The organism is Modestobacter sp. SYSU DS0875 (assembly GCF_054050915.1).
In genome coordinates, this window is record NZ_JBJHAH010000015.1 from 94,501 (window position 1) to 108,171 (window position 13,671).

At 74.4% G+C, this 13,671-nt stretch carries 12 protein-coding genes; 7 read left to right on the forward strand and 5 right to left on the reverse strand.

Annotation, left to right across the window (positions count from 1 at the left end):
- Positions 1–6: 6 nt before the first annotated feature.
- The gene (locus ACI79Y_RS11510; RefSeq protein WP_457158612.1) at positions 7–681 is read right to left on the reverse strand and encodes a hypothetical protein; all 675 of its coding nucleotides are present in this window, start codon (positions 679–681) and stop codon (positions 7–9) included.
- Positions 678–1,442: an alpha/beta hydrolase gene (locus ACI79Y_RS11515; protein ID WP_457158613.1), complete on the reverse strand. Its 765-nt coding sequence runs from the start codon at positions 1,440–1,442 to the stop codon at positions 678–680. The genes ACI79Y_RS11510 and ACI79Y_RS11515 overlap by 4 nt, the downstream gene beginning before the upstream one ends.
- A 170-nt stretch (positions 1,443–1,612) precedes the next feature.
- On the opposite strand from ACI79Y_RS11515, the gene ACI79Y_RS11520 reads away from it, so the two are divergent.
- Together ACI79Y_RS11520 and ACI79Y_RS11525 are read left to right on the forward strand one after the other, a co-directional pair.
- On the forward strand, positions 1,613–2,395 hold the full coding sequence (locus ACI79Y_RS11520; protein WP_457158614.1) for a lysophospholipid acyltransferase family protein: 783 nt from the start codon (positions 1,613–1,615) through the stop codon (positions 2,393–2,395).
- 88 nt (positions 2,396–2,483) lie between these two features.
- A complete protein-coding gene (locus ACI79Y_RS11525; RefSeq protein ID WP_457158615.1) occupies positions 2,484–2,786 on the forward strand; it encodes a putative quinol monooxygenase in 303 nt (100 codons plus the stop codon).
- Between the two features lie 143 nt (positions 2,787–2,929).
- Here ACI79Y_RS11525 and ACI79Y_RS11530 read toward each other — a convergent pair whose 3' ends face one another.
- The gene (locus tag ACI79Y_RS11530; RefSeq protein WP_457158616.1) at positions 2,930–4,627 is read right to left on the reverse strand and encodes a DUF222 domain-containing protein; all 1,698 of its coding nucleotides are present in this window, start codon (positions 4,625–4,627) and stop codon (positions 2,930–2,932) included.
- Between the two features lie 155 nt (positions 4,628–4,782).
- Between ACI79Y_RS11530 and ACI79Y_RS11535 the strand changes: the two genes are divergently transcribed.
- Entirely contained in the window at positions 4,783–5,223 is a 441-nt protein-coding gene (locus ACI79Y_RS11535; protein ID WP_457158617.1) for a RidA family protein, read from the forward strand.
- Between the two features lie 4 nt (positions 5,224–5,227).
- On the forward strand, positions 5,228–5,719 hold the full coding sequence (locus ACI79Y_RS11540; RefSeq protein WP_457158618.1) for a polyadenylate-specific 3'-exoribonuclease AS: 492 nt from the start codon (positions 5,228–5,230) through the stop codon (positions 5,717–5,719).
- Positions 5,720–5,849: 130 nt separating this feature from the next.
- Here ACI79Y_RS11540 and ACI79Y_RS11545 read toward each other — a convergent pair whose 3' ends face one another.
- Entirely contained in the window at positions 5,850–7,943 is a 2,094-nt protein-coding gene (locus tag ACI79Y_RS11545) for a methyl-accepting chemotaxis protein (protein ID WP_457158619.1), read from the reverse strand.
- Between the two features lie 232 nt (positions 7,944–8,175).
- On the opposite strand from ACI79Y_RS11545, the gene ACI79Y_RS11550 reads away from it, so the two are divergent.
- The 3 genes from ACI79Y_RS11550 to ACI79Y_RS11560 all read left to right on the forward strand — a co-directional run bounded on the left by ACI79Y_RS11550 (position 8,176) and on the right by ACI79Y_RS11560 (position 12,118).
- Positions 8,176–9,513, forward strand: a complete 1,338-nt coding sequence (locus ACI79Y_RS11550) for a class II 3-deoxy-7-phosphoheptulonate synthase (protein WP_457080966.1) — start codon at positions 8,176–8,178, stop codon at positions 9,511–9,513.
- Entirely contained in the window at positions 9,513–10,541 is a 1,029-nt protein-coding gene (locus tag ACI79Y_RS11555; RefSeq protein WP_457158620.1) for a threonine aldolase family protein, read from the forward strand. The genes ACI79Y_RS11550 and ACI79Y_RS11555 overlap by 1 nt, the downstream gene beginning before the upstream one ends.
- Positions 10,542–10,660: 119 nt before the next feature.
- Complete coding sequence (locus tag ACI79Y_RS11560) at positions 10,661–12,118, forward strand: GntP family permease (RefSeq protein WP_457158621.1); 1,458 nt, start codon at positions 10,661–10,663, stop codon at positions 12,116–12,118.
- A 79-nt stretch (positions 12,119–12,197) separates the two neighbouring features.
- On the opposite strand, the gene ACI79Y_RS11565 is transcribed toward ACI79Y_RS11560, so the two are convergent.
- Positions 12,198–13,403 (reverse strand): S8 family peptidase, encoded by a 1,206-nt coding sequence (locus tag ACI79Y_RS11565; RefSeq protein WP_457158622.1) that lies wholly within the window; start codon positions 13,401–13,403, stop codon positions 12,198–12,200.
- Between the last annotated feature and the right edge of the window lie 268 nt (positions 13,404–13,671).

Below are 13,671 nucleotides of genomic sequence, written 5' to 3' on the forward strand. Positions count from 1 at the left end.
CCCTCCTCAGACCACCGCGCCGTCGTCGCCGTCGTCGGACCGGTCCCGCATCCGGGAGACGAGGATCCCGACGCCACCCACCAGGGCGGCGACCCCGAGCACCAGCCCGGTCTCCACGGTCAGGCCCAGTCGGCCGGGGAGGATCACCAGCACCGCGCCGACCGCGATGAGCAGCACGGCCGTCAGTGAGGCCGGCGCCAGGACCGGCAGCGGCGGCGGGGGCGGCGGCTCGTAGTGCTCCTCCGGCAGGTCGAGCACGGAGACCTCGGCGGGCGGGGGCGGGGGGTCGTCGCGCGGCTCCTCGTCGACGACGGTGCGGCCGTGCTCGGCCTCGAACGCGGCGACGATCCGGGCGAACTCGGCGTCGTCGTCGGTGACCGGACGGGGGCGGCGGGCCGGCTCGGTCGCCGGCTCGCCCGCGTGCTGCTCGACGACGGCCTGCGCCTCGGCGCTCCGGGCGCGGTCCACGAACAGCCGGTCCGAGGGCGGGCTGGGCAGGTGGACGTTGCGGGTGTAGGGGGCGACGTCGGTGGCCGGCTCCAGGTAGGCGGCGATGCCGGCGGCGGCGAGGACGTCGAGCAGGTGCTCGCCGACCCGCGGGTCCACGTCGCGCAGCGGGTGCCAGAGCGGGGCGTCCAGGCCGTTGTCCCGGCGGCCGCGCCCGCGGCGGGGGAGCGTCACGGCGCCGGCTCCGGGGTGCTGGCCGACGGCACCCGCTCGCGGATCCACTCGACGGAGCGGGCGAACAGCGCGGGTGCGTCGTTGTCCAGGGTGGCCACGTGCCAGCTGTCGTGCAGCAGCACCTCCGTGGTGTCGGCGCTGCCGACCCCGGCGAGCAGCACCCGGGTGGAGGTCGGCTCGACCACGTGGTCGGTGACGCTGCGGAAGACCAGTAGAGGCGCGCGGACGGCGGCCAGCTCGGCGCGGGTCGCCTGCCAGAGCCGCCGGAGCGCGAGGGCCGCCCGGGTGGGCAGCCGGGGGTAGGCGAGCTCCGTGCAGCCGGGCTTCCTGATGTCGCCGGCGATCGGCGTCCAGACGGGGGTCACCCGGGCCAGCAGCGGCAGCAGCTTCGCCTCGCGCCGTTCGGTCAGCAGCGAGGGGTTCACCAGCACCAGCGCGGCGACGTCGTCGGGACGGCGCTCGGCCAGGCGCAGCGCCAGCGTGCCGCCCATCGACAGGCCGGCGACCACCACGGCCGAGCACCGGGCGGCCAGCTCGTCGAGCGCGTCGGACAGCGCGCCGTACCAGTCGTCCTCGGTGGTGGCGTTGGCGTCCTGCCAGCGCGTGCCGTGCCCGGGCAGCAGCGGGCAGCTGACGGTGAAGCCCGCCGCGGCCAGGTGCTCGCCCCAGGCGCGCAGGCTCTGCGGGGTGGAGGTGAAGCCGTGGCACAGCAGCACCCCGACCGGCCCGCCGGGCAGCTCGAACGGGTCGGCACCGGCCATCCGGGGAGCGGAGGTCGGGGGGAGAGCCTGGCGCATCGGACCTCCGGAAGGGCAGCGGGCGGCAGCGGTCGGTGCAGGTGGGTGCATATGGGACGAGGCGAACGCGGCGGGACGCCGATTGTCGTGGAGCTGGGCGCTTCCCTAGTCTGACAGCCGCTGAGGGAGGCGCGTTGTTCTACTGGTTCCTCAAGTTCGTGGCCGTCGGGCCGCTGGTGCGCCTGGTGTTCCGGTGGCACCCGGTCGGCACCGAGCACGTGCCGCGGACCGGTGCGGCCATCCTGGCCAGCAACCACCTGGCGGCGGCTGACTGGATCTTCATGCCGTTGTCGGTCCGCCGGCGGGTCACCTTCCTGGCGAAGGCGGAGTACTTCACCGCCACCGGCGCCAAGGGCTGGGCGCAGCGGGTGTTCTTCGGCGGCACCGGCCAGGTGCCCATCGACCGCACCGACGCCTCCGCGGCCGAGAACGCGATCCGTACCGGCATCCGGATCCTGAACGAGGGAAAGCTGCTGGGCATCTACCCGGAGGGCACCCGGTCACCGGACGGCCGGCTGTTCCGCGGCAAGACCGGGGTCGCCCGGATGACCCTGGAGACCGGCGCGCCGGTGATCCCGGTGGCGATGACCTACACCCCGCGGGACCTGCCGCTCCCCGGTGCGCTCGGCCGGAAGGTCAACCGCACGTTCGTCCGGGTGGGGGTGCGGTTCGGTGAGCCGCTGGACTTCTCCCGCTACGCCGGTCTCGCCGGGGACCGCTTCGTCGAGCGCTCGATCACCGACGAGATCATGTACGAGATCATGGAGCTCTCCGGTCAGGAGTACGTCGACCTGTACGGGGCCAAGGTCAAGAGGTCGATGGACTCCACCGGCGCCAGCGCCCGTGAGGTGGTCGGCCGCCTGCAGCCGCCGCCGAGCGAGGCCGCCGACCGCCTGCCCAGCTCACTGGCCGGCTGACCGTTCGCGGGTCCTCGCCCTGAGGGCCGGCTGACGGCAGGCTGACCGGCGCGGGTGTCGCGCAGGGGGCGCCCCGGGAGGAGGACGGATGTTCGCGGTGGTCTATCGGTGGCGGTTGCGGCCGGGCAGCGAGGAGCAGTTCCGCGACGGGTGGGAGCGGGTGACCCGGGCGATCCACGCCGGCTGCGGCAGCTACGGCTCGCGACTGCACCGCGCGGACGACGGCACGTGGGTGGCCTACGCCCGGTGGCCCGACGCGGCCACCCGCGAGCGCTGCAGCTTCGACGAGCCCGAGGGGGAACGCCTGATGGCGGAGGCGGTGACCGAGCGGTTCCCCGAGCTGACCCTGGAGCTGGTCAGCGACCTGCTGGTGGAGCCGGCAGTGCCCTGAGCCGGCGGTGCCCTGAGCCGGCGGTGCCCTGAGCCGGCGGTGCCCTGAGCCGGCGGTGCCCTGAGCCGGCGGTGCCCTGAGCCGGCGGTGCCCTGAGCCGAGGCACCCGGGGAGTCGGGTGCCACAGGCTCAGGGGTCGCAGGTCAGAAGGGCGGTGGCTCGTCGGGTGGATCGGGTGCTCGCTCGCCGGGTGGTGGGTCATCGTGTGGTGGGCGGCTGCGCGGTGGACCCGGCAGGTCGACGTCCGGGGGAGGCAGGTCGTCGTCGGCGCCGAAGCGCGGTGGGTGGGTGACCAGCACCTGGCCGGTGGGGGTCGTCCACTCCAGCCCGCCGTCGGGGAGCCCGCGCAGCCGCCAGCCAGGTGCCTGGTGGCTCAGCCGGTGGTGGTGCCGGCACAGGCAGCACAGGTTGTCGTGCGCCGTGGGACCGAACGGAAAGGGCACCGTGTGGTCGAGGTCGCAGCGGATCGGCCGCTTGCGGCAGCCGGGGAACCGGCAGCGGCGGTCGCGCAGCCGGACGAACCGGTCGAGCGCCCTGCCGGGGGAGTAGCCCGGGCTCTCCGGCGGTGGCCCGAGGGCGCGACCCGCCCGCAGCCCGGCGGCGTCGGTGAGCGCGAGGAGCTGCCCGGTGAGCTCGTCGACCAGGGCGATCCCCGGCCGGGCGGCCAGTGCGGTGCCGGCGACCGTGCGGGTGCCGACCAGGTCGGCCAGCGCCGCGCCGGCGACCGGGTCAGCGACGTCCGGCGGGGTGCCGGAGCAGTCGGTGCCGGAGCAGTCGGTTCCGGGGGAGTCAGGGTCGGGGGAGCCGGGGGCAGCGGCGCCGTCGGCGGGCATCAGCCCGAGGGCCTGCGCGAGCCGGCGGACCATCTCCGCCGGCACCAGGTCGCCGTCGACCTCGCCCGGCTCGTCGTCCGTGCCGAGCAGTGTGCCGGCCCCCGCGACCACGGTGAGCTGCGCCTGGACGGGGGCCAGGCCGTGCTCGCCGGGGCGCAGCACCAGGTCGACCAGGCAGTCGGCCATCCGCTGGGCGCGGGTGCGCTCGTCACCGGGGACGGCGGCCGCGTCGGCGTACTGCTCCAGGGCGTTCTGCACGGCCCGCAGGACCGGGAGCGGCAGGGTGGCCGACAGGGTGCCCATGCCGTCGGCGCCGGGGTGGACGGCGACGTGCCGGTCGCGGATGGCCGCGGCGATCCGGCGCGCCACCGCCGCCGCGTCGAGCCGCGCCACCACCCGGTGGGCTGCCACCCGCAGCTGCGCCGGCGTCTTGCTCCCGAGCCGACCGAGGAGCCGCTCCTCGGCGGTGGCCCGGACCTCCTCGTCGAGCGGCGCCACCAGCTCGCTCATCACCCGGGCGTGGTCCCAGGTGAGGGCGCCGCGCTCGAGGGCACGCAGGGTGCCGGGCAGCCGCTCGACCAGCTGCAGTGACTGGACGACCACGCGCGTGGCGGCCGCGTCGGTCAGCGACAGCGCCACCGCCACCTCGTCGACCGCCCACTCGCTGACCGGTGCCAGCGCCGACGGCCGGGCCGCCCGGGTCGCGGCCGCCGCCGCGCCGATCTCGTTCTCCGGTCGGTCCAGTGACGAGGGGCGGGACCGGCAGAACGCGGCGATCGCGCGCGCCCGGCGGGCCTCGTGGGCACCGATGGCTGCCTGTGCGGCGCGCACCCCGGCGAGGTGGTAGCCACCTGCCTCGAAGGACGCGCTGAGCCGCCCCGCGGCGGTCTGCCACCGAGGTGTCTCGCCGCCCAGGGCCTCGGCGCGCCAGCGCTCGGTCAGCTCGTCCATCGCCGCGCGCAGCTCCGCGTCCCCGAAGGGCGCGGGCTGGACGATACGTTCGAACACATGTACGAGGATATCGGGACGCCGGTGGTCTGACCAGCCGGAACGGGCACCTGTGGACGACGGGCGGAACAGCTGGACGGGAGGTCCACCGGATCTCCTGGACGGGCCCCGGCGCCCGAGGGGCGGGCCGGCACCGCGGACCCGATCATGAGCGGGTGACCGCAGGGATCGAGCTCGTCCGTCTGCCCGACCTCGCCGCCGTCCCGTACGCGTACGCGGCCGTGACCGACCCCGGCCGCATGGTGGTGACCGCGGGCGCCTGCCCGCTCGATGCCGACGGGGCCGTCGTCGCCGAGGGCGACGTCGCCGGTCAGGCCCGCCAGGTGATGGCCAACCTGGTCGCCACGCTGCAGGCGGCGGGCGCCGCGCTGACCGACGTCCTCAAGACGACGGTGTACGTGGCCACGAGCGACCGGGCCGACCTCGACCTGGCGTGGGACGTGGTGCGAGGCGCGTTCGGCGAGCACGACGCGCCCAGCACGCTGGTCGGGGTCACCGTGCTCGGGTACCCCGGGCAGCTGGTCGAGGTCGAGGCCCTGGCGGTGCGCGACAGCTGGCAGGAGCCGGGCCCGCCGGACCACGCCCCTCTACCGTGACGGCGTGAGCGTGCGCCGGTACTTCTACGACACCGAGTTCATCGAGGACGGGACCACCATCGACCTGGTGTCGATCGGGGTGGTCGACGAGGCCGGTCGCGAGTTCTACGCGGTGAGCACCGAGTTCGACCCCGACCGGGCCGTCCCGTGGGTGCGCCGCAACGTGCTGGACCAGCTCCCGCCGCCGGCTGACAAGGCGTGGCGCACGCGGGAGCGGATCCGCGACGACCTGCTGTCCTTCCTCACCGCGCCGGGGGAGGAGATCGAACTGTGGGCCTGGTTCGCCGCCTACGACCACGTGGCGCTGTGCCAGCTGTGGGGCGCCATGCCCGCCCTGCCCCGGCCGATCCCGCGGTTCACCCGCGAGCTCCGGCAGCGGTGGGACGACGCGGGGAGGCCCGCGCTCCCGCCGAAGCCCGCCGGCACCCACGACGCCCTCGTCGACGCCCGCTACAACCTCACCCGCTGGAACGTGATCGAGGCCGCCACGCGCTGAGGATCGGCCCGGGTGAAGGCCGACGACCGCGCTGGTCGCCGCCAGGCCCGGGAACGCGACGGGGGCCGCCGGCAGCTGATCGCTGCCGACGGCCCCCGTGGCCCCGTCGTGAGGAGGACGGGGTCCTTCTTCAGACGGTGAACACGTTGATCAGCCGGGTCAGCTCGCCGGAGAGCTGGTCCAGCTCGCGGGCCGACGCGCGCGCGGTCTCCACGTCGGCCGCGGTCCGGTCGACGTCCGAGGCCACCTCGGTCATCACGTCGGTCACCGAGCCCGCGCCGTCGGCCACCGACGTGACGCTGCGGGACAGCTCGTTGGTGACCGCCGTCTGCTCCTCGACCGCGCTGGCGATCGTGGTCTGGTGGTCGTTCATCTCCCGGATGACGCCGACGATCTGGCTGATCGAGCCCACCGCGGCGCTGGTGTCGGCCTGGATCGACTGCACCCGCTGGTGGATCTCCTCGCTGGCCCGCGACGCCTCCTGGGCCAGCTCCTTGACCTCGGTGGCGACGACGGCGAAGCCCTTGCCGGCCTCCCCGGCCCGGGCCGCCTCGATCGTGGCGTTCAGCGCGAGCAGGTTGGTCTGCTCGGCGACGGCGGAGATCACCTTCACCACGTCGCTGATCTCGGCCGAGCTGGTGCCCAGTGCCGCGATCGCGGTCTCGGTGTTGGCGGCGAGCTCGACGGCCCCCTGACCGACGTGGCTGGCGTCGCTCGCGCTGCGGGCGATCTCCCGGATCGCCGACCCCATCTGCTCCGCGCCCGCCGCGGCGGAGGTGACCCCCGAGCTGATGTCGGACGCCGCCTGGGAGGCGTTGCGGGCCTGGTCCCGGTTGCGGGTGGCCCGCTCGCCGAGCCCGTCGGCCACCCGGGCCACCCCGGAGGCGGAGATCGCCAGCGACCCGGCGCAGTTGCCGATGTCACGGATGGTGCCGGCCACCTTGTCCACGAACCGGTTGAACGCCTTGGCCAGCTCGCCGACCTCGTCGGAGGTGGAGTCGTCGACCCGCTGCGTCAGGTCGCCCTCGCCGTCGGCGATCTCGACCATCCGCCGGTGCAGCGCGTGCAGCGGCTCGGTGAGCCGGCGGCCGAGCCACAGCGCCAGCGCGGCGCCGGCGAGCGCCACCACGATCGCGGCGACCACCATCCCGGTCACCATCGACGACCGGCCGTCCTCCAGGCGCTCCATCGGCCCGGCGAAGTCGCTGTCCTGCGCGTCGACGACGAGCACCCAGTCCCAGGGCTGGTAGTAGGCCACCTGCACCGTGTGCGACCCGGTCTCGGCGTCCCGGTAGCGGACGGTCGCCTGCTCACCGGGCTGCAGCGTGACCGCCTTCGCCACGAGCTCCTGCACGTAGGTCCGGCCGTCGGCGTCGGTCGCCTCCATCAGGGAGGTGCCGTCGGCGCTGCCGTCCGCGCTGACCAGCACGGTGCCGGCGCGGTCGCCGGTGCCGCCGAGCACCCACAGGGTGCCGTTCTCCCCCACGGTGGTCTTCTGCAGGCTCTCCCGCAGCGCGGGCAGGTTCTCCTGCTTCACGCCCACGTAGATCATGCCGATCACCTGGCCGGCGGGGTCGAACAGCGGCTGGTAGGCGGTCACGTACCAGGAGTCGACGACGTAGGCCGTCCCCCGGTAGGTCTGGCCGGCCAGCACCGCGGAGACGACCGGGCTGGGGGCGCCACCGGCGCCGACCGCAGGGATGTAGGTGCCGATCGCCCGGCTGCCGGTGGCGCCCACCACGTTGGTGGCCACCCGCAGCATGTCGCCGGCGGGGTTGATCCGCTGGAAGATCGTCGCGGTGCCGCCGACCAGCGCCTGCACCTGGTCGACCACCGGGGTGGGGACGTTGACGTCGGCGTTCTGGCCGAGCCACTGGCCACCGATCTCGACGCGGGGAAGCGCGACGGGGGTGACCTCGTTGGTGACCTGGTTCTTGGCGTCCCACGCCACCATCTCGCGCGGGCCGCTCCCCAGGGAGAGCCCGCCGGACTGCTGCAGCACGTAGCCCGCCACCTGCAGGTCGCTGTCGACCTTGGCGCTGGTCGAGTCGCCCTGGGTGGAGACGACGTCGTAGACGCCGTCGGTGATCCGGCTGAGGCTGTCGTCGACCAGCTGGCCGACGTCGGCCTTCGCGTCGTCGGCGAAGGAGCTGCTCTGCCAGCTGCTCACCCCCACCATGGCCGCGCCGGTGACCGCGATGCTGGCCACTGCCAGCGCGACCACCTTCGTCCTGATGCCCCTGCGCACGTTGCCCCCTGGCCCGCTTCCCCGGGCGGGGTGGATCCCGCCTCAGCAGGTGCATCGGCAGGCGTGATGATCTTCGGCACCCGAGACGGGGTCGTCCGCTGTCCGGTGCCCCACGCGCCCCAACCGCCACACGCTGCCTGGCGACGGAGGTTTCCCACGATGCGGACGCGCGTCCCAGCAGCTGCCCGCCGGGCCGTACCCTCGTCCTGTGAGCCTGCCTGAACCCGCGGAACTGGTCCCCGACCTGGACCGGTGGCGGGGTCTGCCCGCCGCCCAGCAGCCGGAGTGGCCCGACCGTGCCGCGCTGGACGCCGTCCTGTCCACGCTCTCGACCGTCCCGCCGATCGTCGCACCGGCCGAGGTCGACACCCTGCGCCAGCAGCTGGCCGACGTCGCCCAGGGCAAGGCGTTCCTGCTCCAGGGCGGCGACTGCGCCGAGACCTTCGACCTGAACACCGAGCCGCACCTGCAGGCGACCACCCGCACCCTGCTGCAGATGGCCGTGGTGCTCACCTACGGCGCCAGCGTGCCGGTGGTCAAGGTCGGCCGGGTCGCCGGGCAGTACGCCAAGCCGCGCAGCTCGAACACCGACGCCCTCGGCCTGCCCTCCTACCGGGGCGACATGGTCAACTCGCTCAACCCGGTGCTCGAGGAGCGCATCCCCGACCCGGGCCGGCTGGTGCGCGCCTACGCGAACTCCGCGGCCGCGATGAACATGATCCGTGCGTACGCCCGGGGTGGGCTGGCCGACCTGCACGCGGTGCACGACTGGAACAAGGACTTCGTCGCCACCTCGCCGGCCGGGGTGCGCTACGAGGTGATCGCGCGGGAGATCGACCGTGCCCTGGCGTTCATGAAGGCCTGCGGCATCGACTCCGACGCGCTGCGCGGGGTGGAGCTCTACAGCAGCCACGAGGCGCTGATCCTGGACTACGAGCGGGCCCTGCTCCGGATGTACGAGGGCCGCCCCTACGCGCTGAGCGCCCACTTCGTGTGGGTGGGTGAGCGCACCCGGCAGATGGACGGCGCACACATCGAGTTCGTCTCCAAGCTGGCCAACCCCATCGGGGTCAAGATCGGCCCGACGACGACGCCGGAGCAGGCCACGGAGCTGGTCGAGCGCCTCGACCCCGACGGCATCCCCGGGCGGCTGACCCTGATCAGCCGCATGGGCAACGGGAAGATCCGCGACGTCCTGCCGGGCATCGTGGAGAAGGTCACCGCCAGCGGCCACCAGGTGGTCTGGCAGTGCGACCCGATGCACGGCAACACGCACGAGTCCCCCAGCGGCTACAAGACCCGGCACTTCGACCGGGTCGTCGACGAGGTGCTCGGCTTCTTCGACGTGCACCGCGGGCTGGGGACCTGGCCCGGCGGCATCCACGTCGAGCTGACCGGTGAGGACGTCACCGAGTGCCTCGGCGGTGCCATGGAGATCAGCGACGCGGACCTCAACAGCCGCTACGAGACGGCGTGCGACCCCCGGCTGAACACCGGCCAGTCGCTGGAGCTGGCGTTCCTCGTCACCGAGATGCTGCGCGGCTGATGGCTGTCACCGACGGGGCCGTCGACCTGCGCTCGGACACCGTGACCCGGCCGACGGCCGGGATGCGGCAGGCCATGGCCGAGGCCGAGGTGGGCGACGACGTCTACGTCGAGGACCCGACGGTCAACGCCCTGGAGGAGCGGGTCGCCGCCCTCTTCGGGCACGAGGCCGCCCTGTTCGTCCCCTCCGGCACGATGGGCAACCAGATCGGCCTGCGGCTGGTCTGCGAGCCCGGCCAGGAGGTCGTCGGGGACGCCGACGCGCACGTGTTCACCTACGAGATGGGCGCCGCCGCGGCGCTGTTCGGGCTGGCGAGCCGCACGGTGGTCACCGGGGGGCCGCTGTCGGCCGAGCAGCTGATCGCCCAGGTGCGCCCCAAGGACGACTGGCACGTCACCTCGACCGCGGCGATCGCGGTGGAGAACACGCACAACCGCGGCGGCGGGCTGGTCCAGCCGCTCGAGCAGCTGCAGGCGCTCTTCGGCTGGACCCGCGAGCACGACGTCGCCGTCCACCTCGACGGCGCCCGGATCTGGAACGCGCACGTGGCCTCCGGGGTCCCGCTGGACACCTACGGCCGGCTGGCCGACACCGCATCGGTGTGCCTGTCGAAGGGGCTGGGCGCCCCGGTCGGCTCGGTGCTGGTCGCCGACGCCGACCGGATCGCCGCGGGCCGGCTCTGGCGCAAGCGCCTGGGCGGGGGCATGCGCCAGGCCGGCGTGCTGGCCGCCGCCGGGCTGTTCGCCCTCGACCACCACCTGCAGCGGCTGGCCGAGGACCACGCGCACGCGCAGGCGCTCGCCGAGCGGCTCGGCGTCGACCCCGCCGGCGTGCCGACCAACATGGTCGTCGTCGACGACGTCCCCGCCGCCGAGGTCGCCGCCGCGGCCCGGGCCCAGGGCGTGCTGGTCGGTCAGGTCAGCGGCCGGCGGATCCGGCTGGTCACCCACCTGGACGTCGACCGGGCCGGGGTGGAGCGGGCGGCGAAGGTGCTCACCCAGGTGATCGGTGAGCTCACCGGCCGCTGAGTGACCCAGGTCACGATCCCGTCGCGGCCGGACTGCGGTGATGATCACCGACTGACAGAGTGGGGCCCGCCCGGTCCGCCGGGCAGATCCCCGCTCTCGTCGACTCGAAGAGGCCCGCCGTGGAAGACGTCGAACCTGCCCTGGGCACCACTCCGCTGTTGCTGATCGCAGTCGGAGCCGTCGCCGTCCTGCTCGTCCTGATCATGAAGCTCAAGGTCCACGCCTTCGTGGCGCTGGTGCTGGTGAGCCTGCTGACCGCGCTCGCCACCCGGATCCCGGTCGGCGACGCGATCGACACGATGCTCTCCGGCTTCGGGTCCACCCTGGCCAGCGTCGCGCTGCTCGTCGGCCTCGGGGCGATGATCGGCAAGCTGCTGGAGGTCACCGGCGGCGCCCGCGTGCTGGCCGACTCGATGATCGGCCGGTTCGGCGAGAAGCGGGCGCCCCTCGCCCTGGGTGTCGCCTCGCTGCTGTTCGGCTTCCCGATCTTCTTCGACGCCGGGTTCGTCGTCTTCCTGCCGATGATCTTCAGCGTCGCCAAGAGCTTCGGCGGCTCCGTCCTGATCTACGCGCTGCCCTCGGCGGGGGCCTTCGCGGTCATGCACGCCTTCGTGCCCCCGCACCCCGGCCCGGTCGGCGCCGGCGACATCCTCGGCGCCGACATCGGCCTGCTCGTGGTCGTCGGCCTGGTCATCGGCGTGCCCACCTGGTTCATCGCCGCCTACCTGTTCAGCCAGTGGATCGGCCGCCGGGTGCACGTCCCGGTGCCGACGACCCTCGGCGGGGAGCGGCTGCCCGACGACGAACCGGACGGCGGCGAGAAGGCGGCCGAGGACACCGTCGCCGGCACCACGCCGGGCACGGGGAAGACCGCGGTCGCCCACCGGACGACGCCGCCGAAGTTCGGCACCGTGCTCTCCCTGCTCCTGCTGCCGCTGGTGCTGATCCTGCTCAACACCGGGTTCAACACCCTGGCCACGGCCGGCGCCGTCGACGACGAGGCCGGCTGGCTGCAGTGGGTGACCCTGCTCGGTCAGACCCCGGTCGCCCTGCTGATCACCCTGCTGGTGGCCGCGGCCGTGCTCTCCCGCGAGCGGTTCTCCCGGAGCGAGACCGAGCAGCTGCTGAACTCCTCGATCGGCCCGGTCGCCGCGATCATCCTGATCACCGGCGCCGGCGGCATGTTCGGTGGCGTGCTGCGCGCCAGCGGGATCGGCACGGCCTTGGCGGACAGTCTGGAGTCGATCGGTCTCCCGGTGATCGTGGGCGCCTTCGTCATCGCCACCTGCCTCCGGGTCGCCCAGGGGTCGGCCACGGTCGCCCTGCTGACCACGGCCGCGCTGGTCGCCCCGGCGGTCGAGGCCGGTGACCTGTCCCGCCTGGACGTGGCCTTCGTCGTCATCGCGATCGCGTGCGGCTCGACCGTCCTCTCCCACGTCAACGACTCCGGGTTCTGGCTGGTCGGGCGGTTCCTGGAGATGGACGTGAAGACGACGCTGCGCACCTGGACGGTGATGGAGACGCTCATCGGCGTCGTCGGCTTCGCCATCGCCTGGGCGCTCAGCGGCATCTTCTGACGCCCCGCCCGGAGCGCGGACGAACGCGGCCGGGGGGCCCCCCGGGGGGCGGCCCGGCCGCGATCGTGCCGAGGGTGGGTCAGTAGGCGCTGAACAGCAGGTCGTTGTTCGCCGTGCGGGTGGTCCGGACCGCGTCCTCGGTGGCGCCCGCGGTGATGGCCGAGCCCACCGCCGCCGGGGAGGCCGCCGGGTTGCCCTGCAGGTACAGCGCGGCGACGCCGGCCACGTGCGGCGTGGCCATGGAGGTGCCGCTGATCGTGCTGGTCGCGGTGTTGCCGGTGTGCCAGGCGCTGGTGATCCCCACGCCGGGGGCGAACAGGTCCACGCAGCTGCCGTAGTTGCTGAACGAGGCCGGGGCGTCGGTGCGGTCGGTCGCCCCCACCGTCAGCGCGCCGGCGACCCGGGCGGGGGAGGAGGAACAGGCGTTCTGCGGCACCCCGGAGGCGTTGCCGTTGCCGGCCGCCACGGCGTAGGTGACCCCGTCGGCGATCGAGCGCGCCACGGCGTTGTCCAGGGCGGTGCTCGCCCCGCCACCCAGGCTCATGTTGGCCACGGCCGGCCGGCCCGGCCGGTGGTGGGCGGTGACCCAGTCGATCCCGGCGATGACCCCGGCGTTGGTGCCGCTGCCCGCGCAGTCCAGCACCCGTACCGCCACCAGCTGCACGCCCTTCGCCACCCCGTGCGCAGTGCCGCCGACGGTGCCCGCCACGTGCGTGCCGTGGCCGTTGCAGTCGTCGGCGCTTCCGCCGTCGACCGCGTCGTAGCCGGAGACCGCCCGGCCGCCGAAGTCGCCGTGCGTGAGCCGGATGCCGGTGTCGATGACGTAGGCGGTGACCCCGGCGCCGGTGGCGGTGTAGCCATAGCTGCCGTTCAGCGGCAGCGACCGCTGGTCGGTGCGGTCCAGGCCCCAGGGGGCCGAGGACTGGGTGGCGCTGAGCTCGACCGGCGCGTCCCGCTCGACGCCGGCCACGCCCGGCAGCGTGGCCAGCCGGTCCGCCACCGCGGTGGGCAGCTCCACGGCGAAGCCGCTGAGGGCCGCGGTGTACACGTGCTCGACCTCGCCGCCGAGCCGCTGGGCGGCCTGCGCGGCGATGGTGGCCGCCGGCGACCCGGGCACCAGGCTCACGATGTAGGTGTCCTTCGGCCCGGCGGGCGCGGCGGAGGCGGTGCCGGCGGTGGCGCCGAGGCCGGTGGCCACCAGGGCGGTCAGCGCCATGCTGGTCAGGGCCCTGCTGGTCAGGCTGGTGGTGGCCGGGGTACGGCGGGGGAGGCGGGGGTTGCGCACGGATGATCTCCTCGCTCGACATGGCCGCACTCTCAGGTACGGCTCAGGCACGGAGAGTCAAAGCGTCCCGTCATCGTCCCGTAAAGGGCGGAGCCGATGGGATCGATCCCGGACCGGGGGGGGGGGGGGGGGGGGGGGGGGGGGGGGGGGGGGGGGGGGGGGGGGGGGGGGGGGGGGGGCGCGCGGGGGGGGGGGGGGGGGGGGGGGGGGGGGGGGGGGGGGGGGGGGTGGGGGGGGCGGGGTAAAAAGACGACCACCTCCCCACCCC

Coding starts and splice junctions, on each gene's coding strand:
- ACI79Y_RS11515 (WP_457158613.1), bottom strand. CDS start 1,442: ATGGCCGGTGCCGACCCGTTCGAGCTGCCCGGCGGGCCGGTCGGGGTG.
- ACI79Y_RS11525 (WP_457158615.1), top strand. CDS start 2,484: ATGTTCGCGGTGGTCTATCGGTGGCGGTTGCGGCCGGGCAGCGAGGAG.
- ACI79Y_RS11555 (WP_457158620.1), top strand. CDS start 9,513: ATGGCTGTCACCGACGGGGCCGTCGACCTGCGCTCGGACACCGTGACC.